The sequence below is a fragment of the Sphingomonas rustica genome (genome assembly GCF_039652585.1).
Lineage (GTDB): Bacteria > Pseudomonadota > Alphaproteobacteria > Sphingomonadales > Sphingomonadaceae > Sphingomonas > Sphingomonas rustica.
The window spans coordinates 186935-212752 of the sequence record NZ_JBDIZK010000009.1 but is presented as its reverse complement, the minus strand read 5'-3'; the positions used below and the strand labels follow the sequence as shown (position 1 = coordinate 212752).

Annotated in this window: 30 protein-coding genes and 1 tRNA gene; 10 read left to right on the top strand and 21 right to left on the bottom strand. The window is 68.5% G+C overall.

The window, feature by feature from the left end; translation table 11 throughout:
* Nucleotides 1–7 precede the first annotated feature (7 nt).
* The 4 genes from TPR58_RS15955 to TPR58_RS15940 all read right to left on the bottom strand — a co-directional run bounded on the left by TPR58_RS15955 (nt 8) and on the right by TPR58_RS15940 (nt 3996).
* The gene (locus TPR58_RS15955) at nt 8–544 is read right to left on the bottom strand and encodes an NADPH-dependent FMN reductase (protein WP_346247697.1); all 537 of its coding nucleotides are present in this window, start codon (nt 542–544) and stop codon (nt 8–10) included.
* A gap of 55 nt (nt 545–599) precedes the next feature.
* On the bottom strand, nt 600–953 hold the full coding sequence (locus TPR58_RS15950; RefSeq protein WP_346247722.1) for a YbaN family protein: 354 nt from the start codon (nt 951–953) through the stop codon (nt 600–602).
* Between the two features lie 91 nt (nt 954–1044).
* Nucleotides 1045–3753, bottom strand: a complete 2709-nt coding sequence (locus TPR58_RS15945; RefSeq protein ID WP_346247696.1) for a TonB-dependent receptor — start codon at nt 3751–3753, stop codon at nt 1045–1047.
* 156 nt (nt 3754–3909) lie between these two features.
* Nucleotides 3910–3996: transfer RNA gene (locus TPR58_RS15940), tRNA-Leu, on the bottom strand.
* A 126-nt stretch (nt 3997–4122) separates the two neighbouring features.
* On the opposite strand from TPR58_RS15940, the gene TPR58_RS15935 reads away from it, so the two are divergent.
* Nucleotides 4123–5481 (top strand): MATE family efflux transporter, encoded by a 1359-nt coding sequence (locus TPR58_RS15935; RefSeq protein ID WP_346247695.1) that lies wholly within the window; start codon nt 4123–4125, stop codon nt 5479–5481.
* Here the strand turns inward: TPR58_RS15935 and TPR58_RS15930 are convergent.
* Nucleotides 5453–6220, bottom strand: a complete 768-nt coding sequence (locus TPR58_RS15930) for a zinc-ribbon domain-containing protein (protein ID WP_346247694.1) — start codon at nt 6218–6220, stop codon at nt 5453–5455. The two genes, TPR58_RS15935 and TPR58_RS15930, sit on opposite strands and share 29 nt — an antisense overlap.
* A 114-nt stretch (nt 6221–6334) precedes the next feature.
* Between TPR58_RS15930 and ftsE the strand changes: the two genes are divergently transcribed.
* Genes ftsE through TPR58_RS15910 form a run of 4 tightly spaced genes read left to right on the top strand, consistent with a single transcriptional unit; the run spans nt 6335 to nt 9139 of the window.
* Nucleotides 6335–7033 (top strand): cell division ATP-binding protein FtsE, encoded by a 699-nt coding sequence (gene ftsE / locus TPR58_RS15925; RefSeq protein ID WP_346247693.1) that lies wholly within the window; start codon nt 6335–6337, stop codon nt 7031–7033.
* Nucleotides 7034–7038: 5 nt separating this feature from the next.
* Nucleotides 7039–7923, top strand: a complete 885-nt coding sequence (locus tag TPR58_RS15920) for a cell division protein FtsX (RefSeq protein WP_346247721.1) — start codon at nt 7039–7041, stop codon at nt 7921–7923.
* Nucleotides 7920–8453, top strand: coding sequence for a YdcF family protein (locus TPR58_RS15915; protein WP_346247692.1), 534 nt, complete (start codon nt 7920–7922; stop codon nt 8451–8453). Before TPR58_RS15920 ends, TPR58_RS15915 begins: the two co-directional genes overlap by 4 nt.
* Before the next feature lie 2 nt (nt 8454–8455).
* Nucleotides 8456–9139: a lysophospholipid acyltransferase family protein gene (locus tag TPR58_RS15910; RefSeq protein WP_346247691.1), complete on the top strand. Its 684-nt coding sequence runs from the start codon at nt 8456–8458 to the stop codon at nt 9137–9139.
* Between the two features lie 29 nt (nt 9140–9168).
* Here the strand turns inward: TPR58_RS15910 and TPR58_RS15905 are convergent, their stop codons facing one another.
* The gene (locus TPR58_RS15905) at nt 9169–10077 is read right to left on the bottom strand and encodes a prephenate/arogenate dehydrogenase family protein (protein ID WP_346247690.1); all 909 of its coding nucleotides are present in this window, start codon (nt 10075–10077) and stop codon (nt 9169–9171) included.
* The gene (gene hisC / locus TPR58_RS15900; protein ID WP_346247688.1) at nt 10077–11177 is read right to left on the bottom strand and encodes a histidinol-phosphate transaminase; all 1101 of its coding nucleotides are present in this window, start codon (nt 11175–11177) and stop codon (nt 10077–10079) included. The genes TPR58_RS15905 and hisC overlap by 1 nt, the downstream gene beginning before the upstream one ends.
* Nucleotides 11178–11291: 114 nt before the next feature.
* On the opposite strand from hisC, the gene metX reads away from it, so the two are divergent.
* From metX to metW, 3 genes are read left to right on the top strand one after another with little or no spacing between them, the layout of a single operon-like run.
* Nucleotides 11292–12416, top strand: coding sequence for a homoserine O-acetyltransferase MetX (metX, locus tag TPR58_RS15895; RefSeq protein WP_346247687.1), 1125 nt, complete (start codon nt 11292–11294; stop codon nt 12414–12416).
* Entirely contained in the window at nt 12413–12841 is a 429-nt protein-coding gene (locus TPR58_RS15890; protein ID WP_346247686.1) for a GNAT family N-acetyltransferase, read from the top strand. Before metX ends, TPR58_RS15890 begins: the two co-directional genes overlap by 4 nt.
* Complete coding sequence (gene metW, locus TPR58_RS15885; RefSeq protein ID WP_346247685.1) at nt 12838–13428, top strand: methionine biosynthesis protein MetW; 591 nt, start codon at nt 12838–12840, stop codon at nt 13426–13428. Before TPR58_RS15890 ends, metW begins: the two co-directional genes overlap by 4 nt.
* A gap of 15 nt (nt 13429–13443) precedes the next feature.
* Here the strand turns inward: metW and TPR58_RS15880 are convergent, their stop codons facing one another.
* Together TPR58_RS15880 and ssb are read right to left on the bottom strand one after the other, a co-directional pair.
* Nucleotides 13444–13872, bottom strand: a complete 429-nt coding sequence (locus tag TPR58_RS15880; protein WP_346247684.1) for a hypothetical protein — start codon at nt 13870–13872, stop codon at nt 13444–13446.
* A 14-nt stretch (nt 13873–13886) separates the two neighbouring features.
* On the bottom strand, nt 13887–14471 hold the full coding sequence (gene ssb / locus TPR58_RS15875; RefSeq protein WP_346247683.1) for a single-stranded DNA-binding protein: 585 nt from the start codon (nt 14469–14471) through the stop codon (nt 13887–13889).
* 89 nt (nt 14472–14560) lie between these two features.
* Here ssb and TPR58_RS15870 point away from each other — a divergent pair, with 89 nt between their 5' ends.
* On the top strand, nt 14561–14734 hold the full coding sequence (locus TPR58_RS15870; protein WP_346247682.1) for a DUF4169 family protein: 174 nt from the start codon (nt 14561–14563) through the stop codon (nt 14732–14734).
* Here TPR58_RS15870 and feoB read toward each other — a convergent pair.
* From feoB to TPR58_RS15850, 4 genes are read right to left on the bottom strand one after another with little or no spacing between them, the layout of a single operon-like run.
* Nucleotides 14731–16578, bottom strand: coding sequence for a ferrous iron transporter B (gene feoB, locus TPR58_RS15865; protein ID WP_346247680.1), 1848 nt, complete (start codon nt 16576–16578; stop codon nt 14731–14733). The two genes, TPR58_RS15870 and feoB, sit on opposite strands and share 4 nt — an antisense overlap.
* The gene (locus TPR58_RS15860) at nt 16575–16856 is read right to left on the bottom strand and encodes a FeoA family protein (RefSeq protein WP_346247679.1); all 282 of its coding nucleotides are present in this window, start codon (nt 16854–16856) and stop codon (nt 16575–16577) included. Before TPR58_RS15860 ends, feoB begins: the two co-directional genes overlap by 4 nt.
* Before the next feature lie 44 nt (nt 16857–16900).
* Entirely contained in the window at nt 16901–17560 is a 660-nt protein-coding gene (locus TPR58_RS15855) for a COQ9 family protein (protein ID WP_346247678.1), read from the bottom strand.
* Nucleotides 17560–18498 carry a DMT family transporter gene (locus tag TPR58_RS15850; RefSeq protein ID WP_346247677.1) on the bottom strand — a complete coding sequence of 313 codons (939 nt, stop codon included), beginning with the start codon at nt 18496–18498 and terminating at the stop codon, nt 17560–17562. The genes TPR58_RS15855 and TPR58_RS15850 overlap by 1 nt, the downstream gene beginning before the upstream one ends.
* A 55-nt stretch (nt 18499–18553) precedes the next feature.
* Between TPR58_RS15850 and TPR58_RS15845 the strand changes: the two genes are divergently transcribed.
* Nucleotides 18554–19651: an alkene reductase gene (locus tag TPR58_RS15845; protein WP_346247676.1), complete on the top strand. Its 1098-nt coding sequence runs from the start codon at nt 18554–18556 to the stop codon at nt 19649–19651.
* Here the strand turns inward: TPR58_RS15845 and TPR58_RS15840 are convergent.
* The 8 genes from TPR58_RS15840 to gltX all read right to left on the bottom strand — a co-directional run bounded on the left by TPR58_RS15840 (nt 19648) and on the right by gltX (nt 25798).
* Nucleotides 19648–20136 (bottom strand): hypothetical protein, encoded by a 489-nt coding sequence (locus tag TPR58_RS15840; protein ID WP_346247675.1) that lies wholly within the window; start codon nt 20134–20136, stop codon nt 19648–19650. The two genes, TPR58_RS15845 and TPR58_RS15840, sit on opposite strands and share 4 nt — an antisense overlap.
* An 8-nt stretch (nt 20137–20144) precedes the next feature.
* Nucleotides 20145–20564: a 6,7-dimethyl-8-ribityllumazine synthase gene (gene ribH, locus TPR58_RS15835; protein ID WP_346247674.1), complete on the bottom strand. Its 420-nt coding sequence runs from the start codon at nt 20562–20564 to the stop codon at nt 20145–20147.
* Nucleotide 20565: 1 nt separating this feature from the next.
* A complete protein-coding gene (gene ribB / locus TPR58_RS15830; protein WP_346247672.1) occupies nt 20566–21702 on the bottom strand; it encodes a 3,4-dihydroxy-2-butanone-4-phosphate synthase in 1137 nt (378 codons plus the stop codon).
* Nucleotides 21689–22297, bottom strand: coding sequence for a riboflavin synthase (locus tag TPR58_RS15825; RefSeq protein WP_346247671.1), 609 nt, complete (start codon nt 22295–22297; stop codon nt 21689–21691). Before TPR58_RS15825 ends, ribB begins: the two co-directional genes overlap by 14 nt.
* Nucleotide 22298: 1 nt before the next feature.
* Complete coding sequence (gene ribD, locus TPR58_RS15820; RefSeq protein WP_428835726.1) at nt 22299–23243, bottom strand: bifunctional diaminohydroxyphosphoribosylaminopyrimidine deaminase/5-amino-6-(5-phosphoribosylamino)uracil reductase RibD; 945 nt, start codon at nt 23241–23243, stop codon at nt 22299–22301.
* A 17-nt stretch (nt 23244–23260) separates the two neighbouring features.
* Nucleotides 23261–23611 (bottom strand): hypothetical protein, encoded by a 351-nt coding sequence (locus TPR58_RS15815; protein ID WP_346247670.1) that lies wholly within the window; start codon nt 23609–23611, stop codon nt 23261–23263.
* A gap of 59 nt (nt 23612–23670) precedes the next feature.
* Nucleotides 23671–24297: an energy transducer TonB gene (locus tag TPR58_RS15810; RefSeq protein ID WP_346247669.1), complete on the bottom strand. Its 627-nt coding sequence runs from the start codon at nt 24295–24297 to the stop codon at nt 23671–23673.
* 175 nt (nt 24298–24472) lie between these two features.
* Entirely contained in the window at nt 24473–25798 is a 1326-nt protein-coding gene (gene gltX, locus TPR58_RS15805; RefSeq protein ID WP_346247668.1) for a glutamate--tRNA ligase, read from the bottom strand.
* Nucleotides 25799–25818: the final 20 nt, after the last annotated feature.

Sequence of the window (25818 nt, the reverse complement as noted above, 5' to 3'; positions counted from 1 at the left end):
TCGCGGCTCAGCGGTCGATGAAGTCGAACATCTGGTCGACCATCAGCTGCATCTGCGGCCGCGCTGCGTCGACACAGTCATCGGGTTCGGCGGTGTTGATCGCCAGCCCCATCGGCGTCGGCCAGCCGCGCAGCGCATGGACGACCGTGCGCAGCGCCTGGAGCGTCGACACCGCCGCCTGCCATCCGCCGGCGGTGGCGATCAACCCGACGGGACGCCCGTCCAGATAGGGCCGGGCATCGCCGCGCAGTTGCTCGACATAATCGAGCATCGTCTTGACCAGCCCCGACAGCGTTCCGTGATAGCCGGGCGAGCCGACGATCACGCCGTCGGCGGTCCGCAGCGCCTCGAGGAAGCGGGCGATCTCCTCATGCCCCTCCGCCGCGCCGGGTTCGTAATGGGGAAAGGCGATCGCCGGACCGGTCAGCAGCGTGGTGCGCGCGCCCCGCGCCTCGGCAAGCGACAGCGCCGCGCCGAGCAGCCGGCCGGTGGAGGATTCGGGGCGAAGGGTGCCGCCGATCGCGACGATATGGGGTGCGGACATCGCCTGCCGCGCTACCGCAAAGCGGCGGCGGATGCCAGCACGAGCGCGCCCGCGCTCAACCTTCGGGGCGCGACCAGATCCAGCCGCCGATCACCAGCGCGGCCGCGACCGGGGCCAGCGACCAGGGCCAGGGCGCGAAGATCGCGCCGACCAGGATGCTGACCGCGAAGGCGATCGTCGCCGCCACCTTCCCCTTGCGGCTGATCGCCCCGCGCTCGCGCCAGCGCAGGATGTGCGGCCCGAAGGTCGGATGATCCAGCAGTCGCCGTTCCAGCTTCGGCGAACTGCGCGCGAAGCACCATGCCGCCAGGATCACGAACACCGTCGTCGGCATCACCGGCAGCAGCGCGCCGATGACGGCGAGGCCAAGCGAGACGAACCCGGCGACGAGATAGAGGTGGCGACGCACGCCCTGCCGTAGCACGCCGCCGCCCGCCGCCCAGCCGGAAAGCTTGCGGGCGGCGCGATTGCGCGCTGCGATCACGCAACGCGCGCGGCCTTCAGAAGAACAGCTTGCGCACGCTCAGCCGGAGGGTGCGGCCCGTGGGGTTGAGCAGATCGGGCTGATAGTTGAGCGGCACCACGCCATTCTGGTCGGTCACCCGCTGGCGGGCATCTAACAGATTCTCGACCCCCAGCGTGATCCGCATGCCGCGCAGCCAGCGATGGTCGCGCACCAGGCGAAGCTGTTGCCCCATGTCGATGAAGGCGCGCACCCCGAGCGTCCCCAGGCTGGAGAAATCCAGCCGGTCGCCGCTGCCCAGCGCGCCGCTCGCCACGCTGGTCCCGCTCTGCCAGTTACCGACCAGGCGCAGGCCATAGCCGTCCTTGGAATAGCCCGCCTGCGCCTCGATCTGGTGGCGCGAATTGCCGCCGCTGTTTCCGGTCGCCGACCCGTCGAGCAGGTCGAGCACCGGCAGGCCTGGGCGAATCTCGATCCGGTCGATGAAGCGGACGGTGTGGTACAGGCTGAACTGGGCCCGGCCGCCCATCCCGCCGCGACCGCCAAAGCCGCGAAAGCCGCCGCCACCGCCGCCCGACCCGCCGAAGCGGCGGGGGCCGCCCTCGCCGCCCGGAGCACCGCCGGCGGCCGCCTGGCCGTCCTGACCCGGCGCACGGCCCTGGCCGTCGCCGCGCCGTCCGAACATGTTCTCGGGCGGTGGTGGTGGCGGCGTCCCGTTGCGCTCGGCTTCCTCGCGCTGGCGCTCATATTCGGCGCGGCGCTCGCGGATGCGCTTTTCGATCGTCGAGCCCAACGGGACCGACAGGTTGAAACCCCAGCGCAACTCCGATCTCTCGGCACGCGCGAAATTCACCGGACGGGTATCAATGCTCACCAACTGCCCGCCATCACGCACGAAACGTTCCCCGAACGCCTCCTCGATCTCGGCGGTCGCCGCGGGAAAGGCGGTGATCTGGTTGCGCGTCGTCGAGCGGATATAGTCGGCGCTGAGGTTGAACTGCAGCTTCGAGAAGGGCGTCACGTTCGCGCCGATCTTCATCACGTTGCGGCTGTCGGCGGTCAGGCCGGGATTCCCGCCGGTGATCGTGCTGATGTCGACGCTTTCGCCCCGGACATAGTCGAAGATCCGGACATTGGGCGTGATCAGCACCGGATTGCCCAGTTGCTGCGCGGTCGGCGCGCCTTCCTCGTCGGTCACCGACCCGATCAGTCGGATCTGAGGGATCGGGCTCCACACCGCGCCATAGCCGGTCGTGACGAGGGTGCCGAAGTCGGACAGCTGTTCGACCTCGATATTGGCGTTGAGCGAGAAGTCGCCGATCGCATCGAGCACGCCGCGCCGGCGGCTGGTGATCGGCAGGTCGACATTGAGCTGCGCACTGCCCCGGTCGCGCGACACGTCGCCGCTGCGCGGCACGCCCAGGCGGAATGACTCGCTCGCAAAATCATTGGTCTCGCCGGTCAGCCGCAGGCTGGTGCGAAGCTCGCCCGCGGGCAGCTGGGCGAGCGGCCCGGTAACCAGCCCGTCGATCGACGCGACGCTGGAGGTGGACCTGGCGATCTGCCCGGGCAGGATCCTGACCTGGTCCAGCGGGATGATGCCGAACGGATTGGCCGTCGGATCGTTCGCGGCCACCCGCGCCTCGAATGCGCCGCCGGTGAAGCCGCCATCGGTGACCGCGCTGGAAGTCACGCGGTCGTAATTGCCGGTCACCGACCAGCGCCACGGCAGCGCGTCACCATTCACGCTGAAACCGGCATGCGCGGTGCGGCCCTGCACGGTTCGCGTCAGCGGCCCGGTGCCGTCGATATAGCGCGGGACGATCTCATCCTGGCCGGTCGCGGAAAAGGGATTGGAGCCGGGCACCGCCAGGTCGACCCCGCCCAGCCCCAGCCAGGACCGGGTGCTGGTCGATTCCAGCCGCGCATTGACCGATGCGGTGACCTTGGACGACAGGTTGCGACTCAGCACCGTATTGATCGCCAGCCGGTCGCTGGGCGACACGAGCGTCCGGTAGGGCCGGACATCGACGACATTGCCCTCGGCATCGAGCAGCGTGCTGGCGATCGGCGAATCGATGTCGCGCTCGTCTTCGGTCAGGCGGCCCGAGCCGTCATATTGCATGTCGACATTGACGCGCCCGTTGCGGTTGATCCGGACGACGCCGACCTGGCCGCGCTGCGTGGTGAATCCGCCCCCGGTTGGCCCGCCGAACGCGACTTCGCTGCTGATCGAACGAAACCGCTGGCGCAGCACGATGTTCACGACCCGCTGGTCGGCGCGATATCCGAACTTCAGCGCCGCTTCCTCGGGCAGAATGTCGACCCGCTCGATCGCCTCGGGCGGCAGGTCGCGCAGTTCCGAAAAGCCCGAGATGCGCCGGCCGTTGAGCAGGATCACCGGCCCGCCGCCGCCGCGTCCGCGGCCGCTGCTGGTCTGGGGCGCAAGCTCGGTGATCAGGTCGGCCAGCGAACTGACGCCATAGGCGCGGATATCGGCCGGGTTCAACGACAGCTCGGGCTTGATGTCGCCCTGAACGGCGCCACGCAACTGGCCCTCGACGACGATCTCGTCGGCCTCCTGAAGGTCCTCGTCCTGGGCCGGCGGCGCGGCCTCCTGTGCGGGCGCCGGTGCCGCGGCGGGGTCCGCCGCCTGCGCCCATGCCGATGCGGGCAACGCCCCCGCCAGCAGCGCAGCCAGCGCACATCCCAGTTTCAGCTCGTTGATTCGATTGCGCATATCCATCAGCGGATCGCTACGGTCGACTTGTCGCAAAATTGTGCCGGTCCCCAAAAAGAATGCGCGCCCTGCCCCGAACGGCTGCCGAGCGGCGGACTCCGAACGCGGCGAAGGGATCCCGGTTGCCCGGTTCCCTGTCGCTCAAACCCGATTTCAGAAAAGTGGTGCGGTCGAGAAGACTCGAACTTCCACGGCCTTTCGGCCACAACGACCTCAACGTTGCGCGTCTACCAGTTCCGCCACGACCGCACGTGAAATCCACCGGACGGCGCCGGAGGCTGGTAAGGCAGCGGCCCCTAGCAAAGCCGATCGGGGCTGGCAACTCCCGAAGCCGTACTTTCGCAAAAACACGGATGCGGCTAGGCGATCCTGCCGATGCGTCCGTCCCCCGCCCTGATCGCCGAGACGCGCCGCATCGTGTCGCTTGCCTGGCCGGTAGTGCTGACGAGCCTCAACTGGACCATCCTCCATCTGACCGACGTCATCGTGGTCGGCATGACCGGAACCGGCGAGGCCGCGTTCCTGGGCGCCAGCCGGTCGCTGACCTATATCGGCATCGTCATGGCGATCGGCGCGCTGTCCGGCGTGCTCGTCCAGGTGGCCCGGGCCGATGGCGCGCGCGACCTGCTCGCGACCGGCCGGCTGCTGCATCAGGGATTGCTGCTCGCCGCGCTGCTCGGCCTTGTCAGCTTCACCCTGTTGTTCGCCTTCGCCGCCCCGATGCTCGCCGGGCTGGGCGTCGCATCCGCCGTGATCCCCGGCGCGGCGCATGTCGTGCAGGTGATGGCCTTCGCCTATCCGTTCCAGCTGATGATCGTGACTGCCAGCTTCTTCCTGGAAGGAGTCAGCCGGCCCCGGCGGGTCGCCGTCGTCAACCTGTCGATCCTGCCCCTGAACGCGCTGCTCGCCTGGGCGATGTCGGGCGGGCATCTCGGCTTTCCGGTCATGGGGGCGGCGGGTGCCGCGGGCGCCACCGCGATCGCCTCCGCGATCGGCGCGGTTGGGATGCTGGGCGCTGCCTGGACCCTGCCCCGCGCGGTCGAACGCGGCGTGCGCGACCTGCGCCGGTTGCTCACGGCGGACACGGCGCGCGGCGCATGGGCGCTGGCCAGGTTCGGCTTCGTCCCCGGCCTTGCCTCGGGCTTCGAACTGGCCGGCTTCTCGATCCTGATCGCGCTGTCGACTCAGCTGGGCGATGCGACCGCCCATGCCTTTCAGATCGTGTTCGGCATCCACAACCTCACCTTCGCCATGGCACTGGGCCTCGGATCGGCCGCCGGCGTTCGCGTCGGCAATGCGGTGGGCGAGGGCGTACCCGAAGCGGCCGGCCGGCGTGCCGGCATCGCGGCGGCGCTGGCGGCGCTGGTGATCGGGGCGCAGGCCCTGGTGCTGATCGCGATGCCTGACATGATCGTCCGGCTGTTTCCTGCGGTGGACCCGGTTCACCGGCTGGCCGCGGCGATGCTGGTGCCCTGGGCGCCGTTCATCCTGTTCGACGGCGTGCAGATCGTGTTCGTCTATGCGCTGCGCTCGCTCGGCGACCAGGTAGCGGCCGGACTGAACTCGATCCTCGCCTTTTTCGTGATCACCGGTGGCGCCGGGCTGCTGCTGGTGCATCTCGGCCATGGCGCGATCGGCCTTGCCTATGCCTCGGGCGTCGGCATGCTCGCCGCCGCGCTGCTGCACGGCCTGCGGCTATTGCATGTCAGCCGCCGATTTCGCTCGCAAAGCTGAACTGCACCACGCGGACATTGGCGGGCACGTTCAGATTGGCGCTGTTGAAGTCGATCGATGCCCTGGGCCTGATCGATCGCGTCTCGGGCGTGATCCGCCAGCTATGGACCATGTTGCCCGCATCGTCGCGCAGCTGGATCTGGATATCTGGCACGTGCTGCGCGCTCGTCGTCGGATTCGTGACCTTGCCCGACACCACGAACAGCTCGCCGCCGCCCGGCGGCGTCCGGCGCTCGGCGGCCTTGTCGCCGAACAGCAGCGGGGTCTCGATCTCGCCGCCGCCCAGCCCGAGCGACGAGGCGATCCCCGGCGCGCCCGAATAGACGATCGCCCCTGCACCCAGCAGCATCGACAGGCCGGCGATCACCGCGGCGGCGGTCCAGCGCCGCGCGGGGTTGCGGCGCGACTTGAACGGCGGCTCGTGCGCGAAGGGATCATGGCCCCGGGGCGACTGGGGCGGACGCGGCGTGATGGCCGCGTCGTCGAACACCTTGGGCGCTGCCGGTTCGACCGGCGTTTCGCGGGCCGCGACCGCAGGCGCGGCGCCGGGCTGACGCGCGGCTGGAGCCGGCCGGGCATCCTCGACCATGGGCGCAGCCTGGGATGGCGCGGGCTGGGTCGCGGGCGACTGGAACCAGCTATATTTGCAGTTCGCGCAGCGCACCGTTCGTCCGTCGGGACCGATCGCACTGTCGGGAACCGCATAGCGCGTTCCGCACTGGCTGCATTCAAGGATCATGGCGAATCATAAGCACTTCGCGACTCGGGCTGCAAGCACGGGAAAGCCGGGACGTGCTTGAGCCCCGCCCACCGCTATGCGATGGCACCGGGCCAAGGGAAGCAGCGGGAACGAATGGCCAATATCGTCCAGTTCGAAAATGTCGGCCTGCGGTACGGCGACGGCGCGGAAACGCTCACCGACATCTCGTTCACGCTCGCCTCGGGTGCATTCTATTTCCTCACCGGGCCATCGGGTGCGGGGAAGACCTCGCTGCTCAAGCTGCTCTATCTGGCCCAGCGGCCGTCGCGCGGCGTGATCCGCCTGTTCGGCGAGGATGCGGTCGGCCTCGCGCGCAGCCGCCTGCCCGGCTTCCGGCGGCGCATCGGCGTCGTGTTCCAGGATTTTCGCCTGGTCCCGCACCTGTCCGCGCATGACAATATCGCCCTCCCCTTGCGGATCGCCGGAATGCCCGAAAGCGATATCCGGGCGCCGGTTCGCGAGATGCTCGCCTGGGTCGGGCTGATCGACCGGGCGGACGCGAAACCCGCGACCCTGTCGGGCGGCGAGCAGCAGCGCGTCGCCATCGCCCGCGCGGTGATCGGTCGGCCCGACCTGCTGGTCGCGGACGAACCGACCGGCAATGTCGATCCCGACATGGCCGAACGGCTGCTCCACCTGTTCGACTCGCTGAACCGGCTGGGCACGACCGTGATCGTCGCCACCCATGATTTCCACCTGCTCAACCGCATTCCGAATGCGCGGATGATGCGGCTGGAGAGCGGGACGCTCAACGATCCCACCGGCGCGCTGCGCCACCCGCCGGGTCTGTGAGCGCGATGTTCGGCATCGGCCCCGCCGCGCCCGACCGCCGGCTGCTCGACCAGGGCAGGCGCACCCATGCGATGACGTGGATCATGGCGATCATGCTGTTCCTGACCGTCCTTTCGGGTGCGCTGGGCCTTGGCATGTGGGCCGCCACCACCCAGCTCGACAGGGCGCTGTCGGGGCGGCTGACCGTCCAGATCGTCGAGCCCGATTCGGCACGGCGCGACGCGCTGTCGCGCCAGGTCGCGGCGACGCTGCGCACGACCCCCGGCGTGCACCGCGTCGTCGAGGTCGACCGGGCGCATCTCGCCGAACTGATGAAGCCGTGGCTGGGCGATGCGGGTCTCGATCCCGACCTGCCGATGCCGGCGATGATCGATGTCGACATCCGTGGCGCGGCGAATGTGGCGGCCGCCGAGCGGGCGGCCCGGGCGATCGTCCCCGCCGCGCGGATCGATCGTCATGCCCGCTGGCTGTCGCCGGTGCGCCTGTTCCTGTCGACGCTCACCTGGCTGGCGGCCGGGCTGGTGCTACTGATGGCGACCGCGACCGGAGGGGTCGTGCTGCTTGCCGCGCGCTCGGGGCTGGACACGCACCGCGATACGATCGACGTGCTGCATATGCTCGGCTCGACCGACCTCCAGATCGCGCGGCTGTTCCAGCGTCGCATCGCGTTCGACACGCTGCTGGGCGGCGCAATCGGCACGATCATGGGGATGGGGGTGATCGCGTTCCTTCAGAGCCGCTTCGCGCTGCTGGGGTCGGAGCCGATGAGCGGCGCCGCGCTGAACCCGCGCGACTGGGCGCTGCTCGCGCTGCTGCCGGTCGGCTTCGCCCTGCTCGCCACCCTGGCGGCGCGCATCGCCGTGCTGCGAACGCTGAGGGCGCGGCTGTGATCGTCCGCATCCTTGCCGTCCCGATCCTGCTATGGGCGCTGGGCTTCGGCCTGTTCATGATGTCGCTGGGCAAGCCGATCCCGGCGACCGAGCGCACCGATGCGATCGTGGTCCTGACCGGCGCACCGGGCCGGATCGACCGCGGGCTGGCGCTGATGCGCGAACATGCGGCGAAGCGCATGCTGGTCAGCGGCGTCGACACCAGCGTGAAGCCGCGCGAACTCGCCGCCCAGTACAGGGAACCCAGGCTGTTCGAATGCTGTGTCGATCTCGGCTGGGAAGCGGTCAATACACGCTCCAACGCCGACGAGACGGCGTCCTGGGTCGCGGAGAATGGCTATCGCACCGTCCGCCTGGTGACGTCGGACTGGCATATGCCCCGCGCCCGGCTCGAGCTGTCTGCCCGGCTGGGCGACGATGTGACGCTGATCGGCGATCCGGTGCCCAGCTCGCCGCGCTTCGGCACGCTGGTGCGCGAATATCACAAATATCTCGTCCGCTGGATCGTGCTGACGCTGGGGGGAAGCTGACGATGGACCTGCTGCGCACGATCGCCTTCTCGATGTTCTTCTACAGTCTTTCGGTGCCGATGGTGCTGTTCGCGCCGGTCTCCGCGCTGTTCGGGCCGCGCGCGTTGCGCGGCTATGCCAATGGCTGGGCGGCGCTGATGCGCTGGTCAGCTCGCATCTTCCTGGGGATCGAGCAGCGGGTCGAGGGGACGATCCCCGCCGGGCCGGTCATCTTCGCCGCGAAGCACGAATCGCTGTACGAGGCGATCGAGCTGACGCGACTGCTGGAGGCGCCGGCGACGGTGATGAAGCGCGAACTGGCGATGATCCCGATCTGGGGATGGGCCGCACGGCGATACGGCGTCATCGTCGTCGATCGCGCCGCCAATGCCTCGGCGCTGCGCGCGATGATGCGCGATGGTCGCGCCGCCCTGGCGGAGGGGCGGTCGATCATGATCTTCCCGGAGGGAACCCGCGTTCCGCCGGGCGAATCGCCGGCGCTTCAGGCGGGCTTTGCCGGCCTCTACCGGATGCTGGACGTGCCGGTCGTGCCGATTGCGGTCCGCAGCGGCCATGTCTGGCCGAAAAAGGGCGCCAAGCACCCGGGGACCGTCGTCTTCCGCTTCGGCGAGCCGATCCCCCCCGGCCTGCCCCGCGCCGAGGTCGAGGCGAAGGTGCATCAGGGGATCAACGCGCTGCAGGCCTGAGTCCCGGCCGGCGGGACGGCGTCGCGGATTCAGTCGTGCGCCCGGCCGAAATCGGGGCGCGAATCGTCCTGCCCCTGTTCGATCACGCTGCGGCGGATCGCCCGGGTGCGGGTGAAGCGATCGAACAGTTCGTCGCCCTTGCCCCAGCGGATCGCGCGCTGCAGCGCCGACAGGTCCTCGGAAAAGCGCTGGAGCATGTCCAGCACCGCCTCCTTGTTCTCGAGGAACACGTCGCGCCACATTGTCGGATCCGACGCCGCGATCCGGGTGAAGTCGCGAAATCCGCCCGCGGAATATTTGATGACCTCGGACTGGGTCACCTCCTCCAGGTCCGACGCGGTGCCGACGATGGTATAGGCGATCAGGTGCGGCAGATGGCTGGTGACCGCCAGGACCAGGTCGTGATGCGCGGGAGTCATCGTCTCGACTTCCGCGCCCAGCTGGCGCCAGAATTCCTTGACCCGCTCGACCGCGAAGCCGCTGACGCCCTCGGGCGGCGTCACGATGCACCAGCGATGCTGGAACAATGAGGCGAAGCCCGCCTCGGGGCCGCTATTCTCGGTGCCGGCAACCGGATGCGCCGGGATCACGATCGCGCCGGGCAGCGCGGCAGCCAGCGCCTCGACGACGCTGACCTTGCAGGATCCGACATCGCTGACGATCGCGTCGGCCGGCAGGTCGGCGGCGAAGTCGCGCGCGGCAGCGCCCATCGCACCGACGGGAACGCACAGGATCACCAGGTCGGCATCGATCACCGCGGCGCCCGGCGTATCGGTCACGTCGTCGCACAGCGAGATGCGCGTTGCGATCTCGCGCACCTCGGGGTCGGCGTCATAGCCGATGACCCGGACGGTCGGCATATAGGCCTTCACCGCGCGCGCGATCGACGAGCCGATCAGGCCCAATCCGACGACCGTCACGCGCGAAAAGGGCAGCATCAGCCGGCCCGTTCGACCAGGTCGCGCAGGACGCCGGCGACGCCGCGCGTTTCCTGCTCGGTGCCGATGGTGATGCGCAGGCCGTGGGGCAGGCCCTGGCCGGGCAGCCAGCGGACGATATAGCCCGCCTCCATCAGCCCCTTGTACGCGACCTCGGCGGTCAGCGCGCCTTCGAACAGGACCAGCACGAAGTTCGCCTGGCTCGGCACCGGGCGCAATCCGGCATTGCCCAGCTTCGCGATCTCGTCCGAGAACCAGCGGCGCCACTCGGCATTGTGCGTGCGGGTATGCTCGACGAATTCGGTATCGCCCAATGCGGCCAGCGCTGCCGCCGTGCCCGCGATCGTGATCGAGAAGGGCAGGCGAATCCGGTGCATCGCCTCGATCAGCGCCGGCGCGCCATAGCCCCATCCGATCCGCTCGGCGGCAAGGCCGTACATCTTCGAGAAGGTGCGCGTGACCAGCACATTGGATGCGGTCTCCGCCAGCGCCATCCCGCCATCGTCATTCTGCCCGTCGATATATTCGGCATAGGCATGGTCGAGCACCAGCAGGATGTCCGGCCGCAGCCCGGCATGCAGCCGGGCGATCTCGTCCTTGCTGGCGTAGGTGCCGGTGGGATTGTTCGGGTTGGCGACGTAGATGATCCGGGTCCGGTCGGTCACTGCCGCCAGGATCGCGTCCACATCGGTCGCATAGTCCGCATCCGGCGCGATCACCGGCACGGCGCCGACCCGGCGGGCGGCAATCTCATAGACGGCGAAGCCATATTTGACGAAGATCACCTCGTCGCCAGGACCTGCGAACGCGCCTGCGGCCAAGTGAAGCACCTCGTCGGAGCCGTTGCCGTAGATGATCCGTGCCGGATCCAGCCCATGGCGCGCGGCCAGCGACTCGCGCAGGTCGGTGGCGCTGGCATCGGGATAGCGTTCGAGCGTGCCCGACGCCGCCTCGAACGCGGCACGCGCCGCGGGCGAGGTGCCCAGGGGGTTTTCGTTCGACGACAGCTTGATCGCCTTCTTGCCGCTGTCGGTGGTTGCCCGCCCCGGCACATAGGGGGCGATTTCCATGATCCACGGCTTGGGTACGGGTCCAGTCATGCGCAGGCGATTGGCGGAACCGATGCGCAATAGCAAGCTGGCGGCGCAGCCGGCCGGCCTTCGTCGCACCAACGTGACTTGAACCCGGACCGCCTGCGCCGTAACTCCGCCGCCATGTCTGACGATCCGCGCTTCGGCCTCCGCCGTACGGTGACGCTGCCCGGACCGCTCAGGCTCGACGGCGGCGGGCTGCTGTCTCCGGTCGACATCGCCTATGAAACCTATGGCACGCTGAACGGCGACGCGAGCAATGCGATCCTGATCTGCCATGCGCTGACCGGGGACCACCATGTCGCGTCCGACCATCCGGTGACGGGAAAGCCCGGCTGGTGGGTCAAGCTGGTCGGGCCGGGCAAGCCGATCGATCCGGCACGGCATTTCATCATCTGCTCGAACGTGCTGGGCAGCTGTCTCGGCTCATCGGGGCCGGCGACGATCAATCCCGCGACCGGCGATCCCTGGGCGATGACCTTTCCGGTCATCACCATCCGCGACATGGTGCGTGCGCAGGCGATGCTGCTCGACCATCTCGGGGTGCAGCGGCTGTCGGCCGTCGTCGGCGGATCGATGGGCGGGATGCAGGCGCTCAGCTGGGCCGCGACCTATCCCGAGCGGGTTGCCTCGGCCGTAGTCATCGCCGCGACCGCACGCCATTCGGCGCAGAATATCGCGTTCCACGAGGTCGGCCGCCAGGCGGTGATGGCCGATCCCAAATGGCGCGGCGGCGACTATTACGCGGCGGGCGATCCCCCGGCTGCCGGGCTGGCGGTCGCGCGGATGGCGGCGCACATCACCTATCTGTCCGAGGCGGGGCTGACCGCGAAGTTCGGCCGCAAGCTGCAATCGCGCGAGGCCAAGACCTTCGGCTTCGACGCCGATTTCCAGGTCGAATCCTATCTGCGGCACCAGGGGTTGAGCTTCACCGACCGGTTCGACGCCAATTCCTATCTCTACATCACCCGCGCACTCGATTATTTCGACCTGGCCGAGGAACATGGCGGCGTGCTGGCCAATGCCTTTCGCGGATCGGCGACGCGCTTCTGCCTCGTCAGCTTCGATACCGACTGGCTCTATCCCACCGCCGAGTCGCGCACGATCGTCCATGCGCTCAACGCCGCGGGCGCGCCCGCCAGCTTCGTCGAGCTGCGCTCGCCCTTCGGCCATGATGCCTTCCTGCTCGATTCGCCCGAGCTGAACCGGGTGGTCGACGGCTTCCTTCGCGCGGGGGAAGGCAGGTGAGAGTCTCGTTCGATCCGGCCGAACTCGACATCGAGCTGATCCATGCCTTTCTGTCGGGAAGCTATTGGGCGGCCGGCATCCCGCGCGAGGTTGTCGAGCGGTCGATCGCCGGATCACTGTGCGTCGGCGCCTATGCCCCCGACGAGGCCGGCATTGACGAGCAGATCGGCTTTGCCCGGCTGATCACGGACCGCGCGACCTTCGCCTGGCTGGCGGACGTGTTCGTGCTGCCGGCGCATCGCGGCCAGGGCGTCGCCCGGGCGATGATCGAGGCGCTGCAGTCGCATCCCGAGCTTCAGGGGCTTCGCCGCTGGATGCTGGTCACCCGCGACATGCAGCCATTGTACGAGAAGCTGGGCTGGAAGCCGCTCCGCCATCCCGAGCGCTGCATGGAGCGCCATGTCGAGGATATCTACCGGCGATGACCCTCCGTCCCGACCTTGCGATCATCGCCGCCAATGTCGCGCCGGGATCGCGCGTGCTCGATGTCGGCTGCGGCGACGGCGCGCTGATGGCGGCGCTGCGCGACGAGCGCGGCTGCGACGCGCGCGGCCTGGAGCTGTCGGCCGACGATGTTGCCGCCGCAGTGGGGCGCGGTCTGTCGGTGATCCAGGGCGATGCCGATACCGACCTGGCCGATTATCCCGACGCCAGTTTCGACTATGCGATCCTCAGCCAGACGCTGCAGACGACGCGGCGGCCCGACTGGGTGCTCGACCAGCTGCTGCGCATCGGCCAGCGCGCGGTCGTGTCCTTTCCCAATTTCGCGCATTGGCGCGTGCGCGCGTCGCTGCTGTGGGGCGGGCGGATGCCGGTGACGCGGCTGCTGCCGCTCGAATGGTATGCCACCCCGAACATCCACCATGTGACGATCGACGATTTCCGCGCCTTCGTGAAATCGCGCGGCATCGTGGTGGAGGGCGCCTGGTTCCTCAGCCGCGACCGCCGGACCAGCTCGGCCGCGGCGAATTTCCTGGCGGAGCATGCGGTGTTCCAGCTGCGCCGCGGCTGATCGGCGCGTCCTTGCCTAGGGCGCCCGACCCCAGTTGACCGTGACCATGCTGCCCGAGCCGCGGGGCTGCGCCATGACCATCACGGTCCGGTCGCCCTCGGTGGCGGAGATCATGTCCGCGCTCGACAATTGCTCGGTCAGGCCGGCCTTGATCGCCTCTGCCTTGGACCATGCCAGCACCGCGGCGGGCGCGGCTGCGGTTTCATAGACGACGGTGCCGCTGACCTTGCTGGTGGCGCTGATCGCCCCTGCGGCGCAGGTGACATAGCTCGCATCGGCATAGACCGGCGCATGCGGCGGACGCTGGCTGCACGCCGCGTCGCCGGTGGTCACGTCGAGATTGGCGTTGGCGATCGACAGGTTCGCCCCGTCGACCGGCTTGTCGCTGCCGCAGGCGCCAAGCGCGAGCAGCAGCGCAGCCGAAATCGCCGGTCGAAGCGACACCCTGCCCGCTCCGATCAGAACGGGACGTCGTCGTCGAGATCGTCGGGGAAGCCGCCGCGGCTGCCGCCACCCGACTCGCCAGCGCCGGAACCGCCGGAACCGCCGCCGAAGCCGCCGCGCGACCCGCCGCCACTGTTGAAGGTGCCGCCGCCGCGGCCCGAGGACTGGCCGGCAAAGTCGTCGCCGCCGCCCCAATCGTCACCGCCACGGCTGCCGCCCGCACCGGCGCCGCCACCCTGGCCGCCGCCGGGACCGTCGAGCATCACCAGCTTGGCATCGAAGCCCTGCAGCACGATCTCGGTCGAATAGCGATCGTTGCCGGTCTGGTCCTGCCACTTGCGGGTCTGGAGCTGGCCTTCGAGATAGACCTTGCTGCCCTTGCGCAGATAGCGCTCGGCGACATTGGCAAGGCCTTCGGAGAAGATCGCGACCGAGTGCCACTCGGTCTTTTCCTTGCGCTCGCCGCTGTTGCGGTCCTTCCAGCTTTCGGAGGTCGCGATGCGCAGGTTCACGACCTTGCCACCGTTCTGAAAGCTGCGGCTTTCGGGGTCACGCCCCAGATTGCCGACCAGGATCACCTTGTTGACGCTGCCCGCCATGGAAACTCCGTCTGAAAATCGATATCGGGAGAAGCGCGCGCGCACTTTCCCCTGCGCAAGATGCGCCGCGAACGAACGGGGTACACTCGATGGCCGAGATCATCAATATCAACCGGGCCCGGAAACAGCGCGCCCGCGCGGCTTCGGCGATAAAAGCTGAGGAAAACCGCCTTCGCTTCGGCCGGACCAAGGCCGAGAAGCAGGCCGATGCGGCCGAACGCGCGCGCGCCGAGAAGCTGCTCGACGAGTCCAAGCGCGACTAGAGCCCCAGCGCGGTCGCGGTCCAGAAGGTCGCGCCCGCGGCGATATAGGCGAGCGCGAACAGATAGGTGATCATCACCGCGGGCCATTTCCAGCCATTGGTCTCTCGCCGCGCCACCGCGATCGTCGACAGGCATTGCGGCGCGAACACGAACCAGGCGAGGAATGCCAGGGCGGTCGGCAGCGACCAGCGACCCGCCAGGCGATTGCCAAGCTCCTGCGCGCCCTGCTCCTCATCCTCGGCGTCGATCGAATAGACCGTCTGCAGCGCCGACACCGCGACCTCGCGCGCCGCCATCGCGGGGATGACCGCCAGGCTCATCTCGTGATTGAAGCCGATCGGGCGCAGCACGACTTCCAACCCCGACGCGATCCGGCCGGCGACCGAATATTCGCTCTGCTTCTGGCCCTCGGGTGCGACCGGGTAGGAGGTCAGCACCCACAGGGCGACGGTCACGCCCATGATGATCGTGCCCGCGCGGCGCAGGAAGACATAGGCGCGCTGCCACAGGCCGATCAGCACGTCGCGGACCGACGGCAGTTGATAGCGCGGCATCTCCATCATGAATCCGCCGCCCGTGCCGCGCGTGGCGGTGCGGCGCAGCACCAGCGCGGCCAGGACCGCGCCAACGATGCCGGCAAGATACAGGACCAGCAGCACCAGCCCTTGAAGGCCGATGCCGGGACCGACGGTCCGCGCGGGAATGAAGGCCCCGATGATCACGGCATAGACCGGCAGCCGCGCCGAACAGGTCATCAGCGGCGCGATCAGGATCGTCGTCAGCCGCTCGCGCGGATCGTCGATCGACCGCGTCGCCATGATCCCCGGAATCGCGCAGGCGAAGGACGACAGCAGCGGAATGAACGCGCGGCCCGACAGGCCGACGCCCGCCATCAGTCGGTCCATCAGGAACGCCGCGCGGACCATATAGCCCGATGCCTCGAGGATCAGGATGAACAGGAAAAGGATCACGATCTGGGGCAGGAACACCACCACCGATCCGACGCCGTTGATGATCCCCTCGACCAGCAGGCTGCGCAGGAAAGTGTCGGGCAGGTTCGCGACCGCGGCCTCGGCCAGCCAGCCCTGCAACCCCTCGATCCAGCCGATCGGCGCTTCCGACCAGCTGAACACCGCCTGGAACATCACGAACAGGATCGTCAGCAGGATGATCGGCCCCGCCACCGGGTGCAGCACGAGCCGGTCGACGCCGCGCGTGACCGCGCGGCTGCGCGGTTGCTCGACGATCGCGACGCCGGCGATGCGCCGCGCCTCGCGCTGGAAATGGGTAATGTCGGCATCGAGCACCGTCGGCGCCTTGGGCGACTGGCCGGCCAGCAGCGTGCCAAGCGCGTCCTTCAGCCCGTCGATGCCGCGCTTGCGCACCGCCACTGTGGCGACGACGGCGACGCCCAGCTCGCGCGACAGGGCTTCGGTGTCGATCTTCAGCCCGTCGCGTTCGGCCATGTCGACCATGTTGAGCGCCACGACCATCGGCCGTCCCAGGGCGCGAAGCTGCAGGACGAAGCGCAGATGGTTGTCGAGATTACTTGCATCTGCAACCACTACGAGCGCGTCGGGAAGCCGTTCGCCCTCCTGCCGGCCCAGCACGACGTCGCGGGTCACCTGTTCGTCGGGGCTCGACGGATCCAGGCTGTAGGTGCCGGGGAGATCGACCAGTTCGACCGGGCGCCCGTCGTTCAGCGCCATCCGGCCCGAATGACGCTCGACGGTCACGCCGGGATAATTGCCGACCTTCTGCCGGGCACCGGTCAGGGCGTTGAACAGCGCGCTCTTGCCGGCATTGGGATTGCCGACCAGCGCGACCAGCGGTGCGACGTTCATGCCGCTGCCTTTGCCGGCCGCGGTTTCGCGGTGACATGGATCGCACCGGCGACATGATGGCGAATCGCGATCGTCATCCGCCCGATCCGCACCGACAACGGCCCGCGCAACAGGCCGGAAGGCTGGAGCAGCTCAACCTCGACCCCGTCATCGAGACCGAATTCGCGCAGCCGCCGCGCTTCGTTGTCGCTCAACAAATGCCAGTCGATCGCGGTTACGGAGGCGCTGGTGGCTCGCGGAAGCGATGCCAGCAGGGTGGACGGCTCGGACACACTCATGATTGCGAGTCGTTATCAATAACCGACCGCTCGCGCCAGCCCAATCACACCGCGGGATAGCGCAGCCGCCCGACGAACCGGCTGAGGCTCAGCCGATGGGTGTCGCGGCCGAGCAGCTTCGCCTTCGCCTTCTCGAAGCGCATGATCCCCTCGATCCGCCGCGCGAGGAAGGCGCGGGTCTCGGTCCAGTTGTCGCTTTCGTCGTGGAGGAAGACGGTGATCGTCGCGGCATAGACGCCGGCGAGAATGCCGCGCTTGGTATAATGATTATAGTCGGTCGCGGTGTCCCCGGCGGCGCGCCACATGACGTCCGCCGAGCGCCAGCCGAGCCGGGCGGCGCGCGGCGCATTTTGCGGCATGGCGAGGATCGACAGCGCGCGGTTCAGCGCTTCGCGGTTCGGCGCGACGATCTCCAGCCGCGTCTCGACCAGCCCGGCGATGCGATCGCGGATCTTCATCGTCGCCAGCCGTTCGGGCGGGAGGCGGTCGAGCATCTCGGCATCGATCGAGGCGAACCAGCTGTCGATCATCTCGATCGGGCCGCCGGGATAGGCGATCTGCGCGATGGCCGGATCGAGCCCCAGCGCGGCGGCGGCCGCGTCCACGGCGCGCGCGCTCCAGCCGTCGAACGCGGCGTTGGCGGCCACGTACGGCGCCAGCGCGAGGCGGATTTCGTCGAGCGTCGGGTCCTGGGGCAGGGTCATCACACCGTTCCTTCGGCTTCCGACTTAGTGGCTTGCGCCGCGGACGCAACCGGTCCGCGACGGACCAGCACCAGCGCGATGGCGACCAGCAGCGCGCCGAGCAGGTCGGGCCAGCCCAGCCGCTCGTCATAGGCCAGCCAGCCGACCACGCCCGCGACGATTGGCTGGCTGAGCAGGGCGATGCCGACCACCAAAGGCGACAAATGGCCGATCGCGTAGATCATCAGCCCCTGCCCCACGACCTGGCTGGCCAGCGCAAGGCCAAGCAGGATCCCCCAATTGTCCGGCACGACCCGCTCGCCAAGCGCGATGGCGAACAGCAGCAGCGGCACCATGCTGGCCACGCTGGACATGGCGAGCGCCGGCAGTGGCGCCATCACCGCCCGCGCCCGCGTCATCATGATGAAATAGACGGTGTAGAGCGTCCCCGCGAGCAGGCAGAGCAGGTCGCCGACCAGATTCTCGTGCGACAGCTGGTAGGACCGGCCGAGCAGAAGCGCCGCGCCGATTGCCGCCAGGACCAAAGCCGTCCCCTGCGACCGGGTCGGCCAGGCGCGGGCGATCAGGAAGCCGTAGATCGGGAACATCAGCGTCGCCGAATTGCCGAACAGGGTGGCATTGGCCAGGGTGGTGCGCAGGATTCCGAGATGCCAGCTGGCCAGATCCGCGGCGAAGGCGACCCCGCTCAGCAGCAGGACCAGCCAGAGCCCTCTGGCCGCGGCGAACGGCCGGCGGGTCCCGATATAGCTGAGCGCCAGCAGGAACGGCACCGCCAGTGCGATCCGCCAGAAGCCCGCCGCGACCGGTCCGACATCGGTCAGCCGCACGAACCACGGGCCGAACGCCAGCGTCACATTGCCGATCAGGCATGCGATAAGCGGCAACGCACTCGCGCTTTGCCCGACATCAGTTTTTGTTTGGGACCCGTTCCGGTGCATGATGCCCTGTAGCGCCCTATTTTGCCGATACCATCCCCGACGGAGACCAACCCGAATGTCGCGACTGTTCGATCCGATCCAGCTTGGCGCGATCGCCGCGCCGAACCGCGTGCTGATGGCGCCGCTGACCCGCGGCCGCGCGACGCAGGACCATGTGCCGACCCCGATCATGGCCGACTATTATGTCCAGCGCGCGACCGCCGGACTGATCATCTCCGAGGCGACCGGCATCAGCCGCGAGGGGCTGGGCTGGGCCTATGCGCCCGGCCTGTGGACCGAGGATCAGGTCGAGGGATGGAAGCCGGTGCTCGACGCCGTCCACAAGGCCGGCGGCCGGATCGTCGCACAGCTGTGGCATATGGGGCGGCTGGTCCATCCCGACTTCCTGGGCGGTGCCGCGCCGCTGTCGTCCTCGGCGACGACCGCGCCGGGCACGGTGCGCACCTATGACTCGGGTGACGGCAAGCGTCCCTATGGCGAGGCGCGCGCCGCGACGACCGACGATATCGCCCGCGTGCTCGACGATTATGGAACCGCCACGCGCAATGCGCTGCGCGCCGGGTTCGACGGGGTCCAGTTGCACGCCGCCAATGGCTATCTGATCGACCAGTTCCTGCGCGACAATTCGAACTTCCGCGACGACGACTATGGCGGCAGCCCGGAGAATCGCGCGCGATTGCTGCGCGAGGCGACCGGCCGCCTGATCGACGAGGCAGGTGCCGACCGCGTCGCGGTGCGGCTGTCGCCCAATGGCGCGGTGCAGGGCGCCGACGACAGCGATCCCGCCAGCGTGTTCGTGCCCGCCGCACAGTGGCTCGATTCGCAGGGAATCGCCTTCCTGGAACTGCGTGAATCCAAGCCCGACTCGACCTTCGCCACCAGCAGCGTGCCGCCGCTGTCCCCGGAGATCCGCAAGGTGTTCAAGCGGCCGCTGGTGCTGAACCAGGATTACCGACTGGCCAGTGCCGAGGGTGACCTGGCCGCGGGCCTGGCGGATGCGATCGCGTTCGGCCGCACCTTCATCTCCAATCCCGACCTGGTCGAACGGCTGCGCCGCGACGCCCCGCTCAACGACCCGAACCCGTCGACCTTCTATGGCCGCGGCGCCGAAGGCTATATCGACTATCCGGCGCTGGAAGCCGCAGCGATCTAGTCGAGTTCCTCGCCCAGTCCGGTCAGCCAGTCGGTGATGCGGGACCTCAGCGCCTTGCGCGGACCGGACTGGAAGGCGACGAAGACAAGGATCGGCAGCACGATCCAGCCGGTGGCGATCAGCAGGACGATGATCAGGACGGCCACCAATGCGGCCCCGACGGCGGCGATGGCGAGCTTGCCTTCGCCGTCGCTGTCGACGCGGATCCGGCGGGGCCCGCGATCATCGAACCAGCGCTGGGTCGACAGGACCATCCCCGATGCGGTTTCAGCCCCCGAGCCGGTGGACCGGCGCGACTCGGCCCGGCGCGCCCTCGTCGGAGCCGGAGCGGGCGCCGGCCGGTCCCGGGTCTCGACCCGGCGAGGACTGCGTCGCTCCAGCGAATCGACGATCCGCGACTCGACCCGCTCGCCGCGCAGCCGATCGATGACGATCAGCCGGCGCCCCTTTTCCACGACACGATATCGGGTGGGGGGCATGTCCATCGGTCAGCTCAGCCGAATCGGTTCCGCAGCGCGAGCATGGCGAGCGCGGCCTTGGCCGCTTCGCCGCCCTTGTCCTTCTCGTCCGGGCGGGCGCGGGTCAGCGCCTGCGCCTCGTTCTCGACCGTCAGGATGCCGTTGCCGATCGGCAGCGAGTCCATCGCCAGCGCCATCAGCCCGCGCGCGCTTTCGTTCGAGACGACTTCGAAATGATAGGTCTCGCCGCGGATCACGACGCCCAGCGCGACATAGGCGTCATAGCGGCCGCTTTCCGCCGCCATCGCCACCGCACCCGGTATCTCCAACGCGCCGGGGACGGTGATCGTCTCGTGGCTATGGCCTTCCGCCTCGATCGCGGCGCGGGCGCCCTCTAGCAGCAGGTCGTTCAGGTGCGCATAGAAACGCGCTTCGACGATAAGGACGCGAGCCAAGTCAGTCTTCTCCGGTATCGAGGCTGCGCTCGCCGACGATCGACAGACCATAGCCGTCGAGGCCGACCAGCGTGTGATGGGTGTTGGTGAGCAGGATCATGTCCTGCACGCCCAGGTCGCTGAGGATCATCGCGCCGACGCCATAGTCGCGCAGTTCCTCCATGTCGGGCTTGCGCACGCCCTCGCGCGCTTCGAGCGCCAGGGTGAAGGCGTCGTTGCGCCGGCGGTTGATGGCGACGATCACGCCCGCGCCCTCCTCGCCGATGATCTCCATCGAGCGCTGGAGCACGTCGCGGCGGTCGCTCGCCTCGCCGAACAGGTCGGGCAGGGGCGACACCGCGTGCATGCGCACCAAGGTCGGCTTGGTCGGATCGATCTTGCCCTTGAGCAACACCATCTGGTCGGTCTGCGTGGCGCGGTTCCAGAAGGCGATCGCGGTCCACTCGCCGCCCCACTGGCTGACGAAACGCGATTCGGCGCGGCGCTCGACGAGATGGTCGTGCCGGCGGCGATAGGCGATCAGGTCGCGGATCGTGCCGATCTTGAGGTTGTGATACTGGGCGAAGGTGACGAGGTCGTCCATCCGCGCCATCGTCCCATCCTCGTTCATGATCTCGCAGATCACGCCCGCAGGATTCAGCCCGGCCAGCCGCGAGACGTCGACCGCCGCCTCGGTATGGCCCGCGCGCACCAGCACGCCGCCATCGCGCGCGACCAGCGGGAAGACATGGCCCGGGGTGACGATGTCGCTCTTGTCCTTCGACGCGTCGATCGCGACCGAGATGGTGCGGGCGCGGTCGGCCGCCGAAATGCCGGTGGTCACGCCCTCGCGCGCCTCGATCGACACGGTGAAGGCGGTTTCGTGACGCGTGCCGTTGGCGCGGCTCATCAGTTCGAGGCCGAGCGTCTCCACCCGTTCCTTCGTCATCGCCAGGCAGATCAGGCCGCGGCCATATTTTGCCATGAAGTTGATCGCATCGGGCGTGGCCATCTGTGCCGGGATGACCAGATCGCCCTCATTCTCGCGATCCTCGTCATCGACCAGGATGAACATCCGGCCGTTGCGCGCCTCGTCGATGATCTCCTCGGGCGAGGAGAGGAAGGCATGCTTGAGGCGGGCGAGTTCAGCTTTTGCCACGAAGGGACTCCATGCGCTGCAGATAGCGGGCGAGCACGTCGATCTCGAGATTGACCTGCTGCCCCGGCGCGATCGTGTTGAAGGTGGTCACGTCCGCGGTGTGCGGAATGATGTTGAGGTGGAAACGGACGCCCTCGGGCGTGTCCTCGACCGCGTTGACCGTCAGCGAGACCCCGTCGACGGTGATCGATCCCTTGGGCGCGACATAGGGCGCCATCTCGTGCCCGGCCGCGATCACGACATGGTGCGATCCGCCCTCGACGGTCACGCTGGCCACGGTGCCGATGCCGTCGACATGACCGGTGACGATATGCCCGCCCAGTTCGTCGCCGAGGCGCAGCGCGCGTTCGAGATTGAGGCGGCGGCCGTCGGACCACATGTCGCGGGCGGTGCGCGACACGGTTTCGCCCGACACGTCGAACGCGACCCAGCCGGCTCCCTTGTCGACGACGGTGAGGCAGACCCCCGAACAGGCGATTGAGGCGCCCAGGTCGATGGTGGCGGTGTCGTACACGGTCGAGACGCGCACGCGCAGGTCGCCCTGTGCGCGGACGGTGTCGATCGTGCCGATATCTGTGACGATTCCGGTAAACATCTCAGCCAGCCCGGTAGACCTCAAGCCGGTCGCTGCCAAGCTGCCGCGACTCCGCAAGGCGCCAGCGGCCATGGGCATCCGCCAGGCGACCAAGTCCGATATCGCCCAGCGCCGCCTTGCCCGACCCGATCAGGATCGGCGCGCGGTACAGCAGCAGCCGGTCGACCAGCCCGGCCCGCAGGAAGGACGAAGCGGTTTCGGCGCCGCCTTCGACCAGCAGGTGATCGACGCCGTCGAGGCCGGCGATTTCGGTCGGATCGGCGATCCGTTCCCATCCGGGCGCGGCCTCGCCGCGGGTCAACAGGATCCGGCGCGGTGCGCGATCCTCCAGGCCCGCCAGCCGGACATCGAGTCGCGGCTGGTCGGCGGCGAAAGTCCCGCGCCCGACCAGGATCGCCTCGTGCCGCGCGCGTTCGAGATGGGCATGGGCGCGCGATTCGGGCCCGGTGATCCAGCGGCTTTCGCCATCGGGGCGGGCGATGCGGCCGTCGAGCGAGGTCGCGAGCTTGAGCGTGACGAAGGGGCGGCCGAGTCGCCGGCGGGTGAGGAAGCCGCCCATCGCCTCCCGCGCCTCGGCAGCGCCGACATCCGTGACGATCTCGATCCCGGCGTCGCGCAGGCGCGCCAGTCCCAGGCCATCGGTGCGTGGATCGGGGTCGCGCAGGGCGACGACCAGCCGGGCGATTCCCGCCTCGGCCAGCAGGTCGGCGCAGGCGGGACCGCGCGGCGAGACATGGGCGCAGGGTTCGAGCGTGACATAGGCGGTGGCGCCGCGCGCCGCCCCCCTCGCCTCGGCCAACGCCATCGCCTCGGCATGGGGGCGTCCGCCCGGCTGGGTCCAGCCGCGGCCGACGACATGATTCGCGGCAACGATCACGCAGCCGACATTGGGGTTGGGTGCGGTCCGGCCGCGACCGCGCTGCGACAGCGACAGCGCACAGGCCATGAACCGCGGATCGTGGGTCAGAGCCCCATCCCTCTCAATCCGTCGTCGATCTTCTTGAACTCGTCGCGGCGGGCCTTGCGGCGTTTTTCCAGCTCGGCCTCAGCGACGGCGCGGATCTTCATGTCGATCAGCTGCTGTGCCTCGATCTCGTCCTTGGACCGGTCGAGCCGCCAGTCGCGCACCCAGATGATCTCGGGCCGCTTCCACTCCGGCGTCGCTCGCGAATCGAGATAAAAGGCCCAGAGAATCCCTATCGTGATCAACAACGCGGGAAGGAGCAGCCAGATCTCGTGCTTCTTGCGACTGCCGATAAAGGTGCGGAGATCGCTGAAGGCGCCGGTCGGCGATACGGAACGGAAGAAACCCATCGGCGGACAAATAGGGATGCGGGGGCTTGGGAGCCAGCCCCCGCATCCACCCCCCCGGGTTATTGGACGTCGGTGATGTTGAAGCGGACGTTCATGACCTTCCACTCTTCCTGAGCGACGCCGCCGCGGGTCGCCGGCTTGAACCGCCAGTTGCTCAGCGCATGGCTGCGGGTCGCGTTGAAGAAGGCGTCGGTGGTTGCACTGATTCGCTCGACCGCCTTTACCCGTCCGTCGGTCCCGATCAGGACCCGGACCGAGACGGTGCCGCTACGCTCGGCGCGCAGTTCGCTCGCGGGATAATCCGGTTGAAAACCCTTGGCGTAGCGCGAGTCGATCGACGCCTTGATCAGCGGCGGCGGCGCGGGCGGATCGAAGGTCGGTGGAACGACGCTGTCGGAGGTGCCGCCGGCCGTGCCGGACGGGATCGGCGGCGGCTGATCCGTTGGCGTCGATGTCGTGGCCGTCGTGTTCGTATCGACCGGCGGCGGTGGGACAAGCGGCTCGGGCGTGACGATCTTCGTCTCGCGGACTGTTTCGACACGCTTCTCCGGCTTTGGGGGAGTCACGGGCGGCGGGGGCGGCGGAGTATTTTCAACTTCGATAATCGTACCGTCGTCGAAGACCCTGGGGACGATTTTCGGTGCGATCAGAAAGATCATCGCAGAAACGATCAATCCGTTGATCACCAGTGCGCCGCCCAGCCCGGCAGGGTTGATGCCGAAGGGGAGCGAAGAACGATTGGCGTACATGCAGGGCCTCCTTCTCCTGATGTCCGGTTTCAGGCCGGAACGTCGTGATGATACATCGTAACATAGCCAACGTAAAGACAGGCGATTTCGATCCGCATCGCTCCATTTCGGATCAGCCTTTGAGCCGCTCCAGCGCGCGCTCGCGGCCGATCAACGGCAGCAAGGCCGCCATTTCCGGGCCGTGATCCTGACCGGTGAGCGCGCGGCGCAGCGGCAGGAACAATGATTTGCCCTTGCGACCCGTGGCGTTCTTCAGCGCGCCGGTCAGCGCCTGCCACGGCGAGTCGCTCCAGTCGATCGACTCGGCGACCTGCGCAGCCTGGGCAAGGAAGTCGGCATCCTCGGGCGCGCGATCGGCCGGGACCGGTCCCTCGACCACCCGCCACCAGTCCTGCGCCTCGCGGACGGTCGACAGATTGGGGCGGATCGCGTTCCACGCCGCCTCCCCCATGCCGTGCGCCAGCCGCTCGCGTACCGCGTCATGGTCGAGCTGGTGGACGATTCGCGCGTTCAGCTGTGCCAGTTCGGCCTCGTCGAAGCGCGCCGGAGCGCGGCCGAACCGGCCGAAGTCGAACGTCGCGATCAGCGGGGCGGGATCGACCTGCGGCTCGACCGGGTCGCTGGTGCCGATCCGGGCCAGCAGCGCGACCAGCGCCTGCGGCTCGATGCCGATCTCGCGGAAATGATCGACGCCGAGCGATCCGAGTCGCTTCGACAATTTGCCCTCGCTGCCGGTCAGCAATGCCTCATGCGCGAAGGCGGGCGGCTCGGCGCCGAGCGCGGCGAACATCTGGAGCTGGGTCGCGGTATTGGACACATGGTCCTCGCCGCGCACCACATGAGTGATGGCCATGTCGATATCGTCGATCACCGAGGGGAGCAGGTAGAGCCAGCTGCCATCGGCGCGGCGCACGACGGGATCGCTCATCGTAGACGGGTCGAAACGCTGCGGCCCGCGCACCAGATCGGTCCACTCGATCGCCGAGTCGTGGTCGAGCCGGAAGCGCCAATGGGGCGAGCGCCCCTCGGCCTCGAACGCGGCGCGATCGGCGTCGCTCAGGTCCAGCGCGGCGCGGTCATAGACCGGCGGCAGGCCGCGGCCGAGGAGCACCTTGCGCTTGAGCTCGAGTTCCTGCGCGGTTTCCCAGGCGGGATAGACCCGGCCCGCCGCCTTCAGCGTCTCGAACCGATCCTCGTACAGCGCGAAGCGATCCGACTGGCGCGCCTCGCCATCGGGGACCAGTCCCATCCAGGCGAGATCGGCACGTGCCGCATCGACGAACCGCTCTTCGGAGCGTTCGCGATCGGTATCGTCGATACGCAGCAGGAAGCGTCCGCCCTGCGCCTGCGCATACATCCAGTTGTGAAGCGCGGTGCGCAGATTGCCGACATGGAGGCGGCCCGTCGGGCTGGGCGCGAAGCGGGTGATGACCGTCATTCGGGCGCATTAGGGCGCAT

Bases quoted from the DNA above. Each gene is read 5' to 3' on its own strand.
- TPR58_RS15955 (WP_346247697.1), bottom strand. From the start codon at position 544: ATGTCCGCACCCCATATCGTCGCGATCGGCGGCACCCTTCGCCCCGAA.
- TPR58_RS15945 (WP_346247696.1), bottom strand. From the start codon at position 3,753: ATGGATATGCGCAATCGAATCAACGAGCTGAAACTGGGATGTGCGCTG.
- TPR58_RS15935 (WP_346247695.1), top strand. From the start codon at position 4,123: ATGCGTCCGTCCCCCGCCCTGATCGCCGAGACGCGCCGCATCGTGTCG.
- TPR58_RS15930 (WP_346247694.1), bottom strand. From the start codon at position 6,220: ATGATCCTTGAATGCAGCCAGTGCGGAACGCGCTATGCGGTTCCCGAC.
- ftsE (WP_346247693.1), top strand. From the start codon at position 6,335: ATGGCCAATATCGTCCAGTTCGAAAATGTCGGCCTGCGGTACGGCGAC.
- TPR58_RS15920 (WP_346247721.1), top strand. From the start codon at position 7,039: ATGTTCGGCATCGGCCCCGCCGCGCCCGACCGCCGGCTGCTCGACCAG.
- TPR58_RS15910 (WP_346247691.1), top strand. From the start codon at position 8,456: ATGGACCTGCTGCGCACGATCGCCTTCTCGATGTTCTTCTACAGTCTT.
- TPR58_RS15905 (WP_346247690.1), bottom strand. From the start codon at position 10,077: ATGCTGCCCTTTTCGCGCGTGACGGTCGTCGGATTGGGCCTGATCGGC.
- hisC (WP_346247688.1), bottom strand. From the start codon at position 11,177: ATGACTGGACCCGTACCCAAGCCGTGGATCATGGAAATCGCCCCCTAT.
- metX (WP_346247687.1), top strand. From the start codon at position 11,292: ATGTCTGACGATCCGCGCTTCGGCCTCCGCCGTACGGTGACGCTGCCC.
- metW (WP_346247685.1), top strand. From the start codon at position 12,838: ATGACCCTCCGTCCCGACCTTGCGATCATCGCCGCCAATGTCGCGCCG.
- ssb (WP_346247683.1), bottom strand. From the start codon at position 14,471: ATGGCGGGCAGCGTCAACAAGGTGATCCTGGTCGGCAATCTGGGGCGT.
- TPR58_RS15870 (WP_346247682.1), top strand. From the start codon at position 14,561: ATGGCCGAGATCATCAATATCAACCGGGCCCGGAAACAGCGCGCCCGC.
- feoB (WP_346247680.1), bottom strand. From the start codon at position 16,578: ATGAACGTCGCACCGCTGGTCGCGCTGGTCGGCAATCCCAATGCCGGC.
- TPR58_RS15860 (WP_346247679.1), bottom strand. From the start codon at position 16,856: ATGAGTGTGTCCGAGCCGTCCACCCTGCTGGCATCGCTTCCGCGAGCC.
- TPR58_RS15855 (WP_346247678.1), bottom strand. From the start codon at position 17,560: ATGACCCTGCCCCAGGACCCGACGCTCGACGAAATCCGCCTCGCGCTG.
- TPR58_RS15850 (WP_346247677.1), bottom strand. From the start codon at position 18,498: ATGCACCGGAACGGGTCCCAAACAAAAACTGATGTCGGGCAAAGCGCG.
- TPR58_RS15845 (WP_346247676.1), top strand. From the start codon at position 18,554: ATGTCGCGACTGTTCGATCCGATCCAGCTTGGCGCGATCGCCGCGCCG.
- TPR58_RS15840 (WP_346247675.1), bottom strand. From the start codon at position 20,136: ATGGACATGCCCCCCACCCGATATCGTGTCGTGGAAAAGGGGCGCCGG.
- TPR58_RS15825 (WP_346247671.1), bottom strand. From the start codon at position 22,297: ATGTTTACCGGAATCGTCACAGATATCGGCACGATCGACACCGTCCGC.
- ribD (WP_428835726.1), bottom strand. From the start codon at position 23,243: ATGGCCTGTGCGCTGTCGCTGTCGCAGCGCGGTCGCGGCCGGACCGCA.
- TPR58_RS15815 (WP_346247670.1), bottom strand. From the start codon at position 23,611: ATGGGTTTCTTCCGTTCCGTATCGCCGACCGGCGCCTTCAGCGATCTC.
- gltX (WP_346247668.1), bottom strand. From the start codon at position 25,798: ATGACGGTCATCACCCGCTTCGCGCCCAGCCCGACGGGCCGCCTCCAT.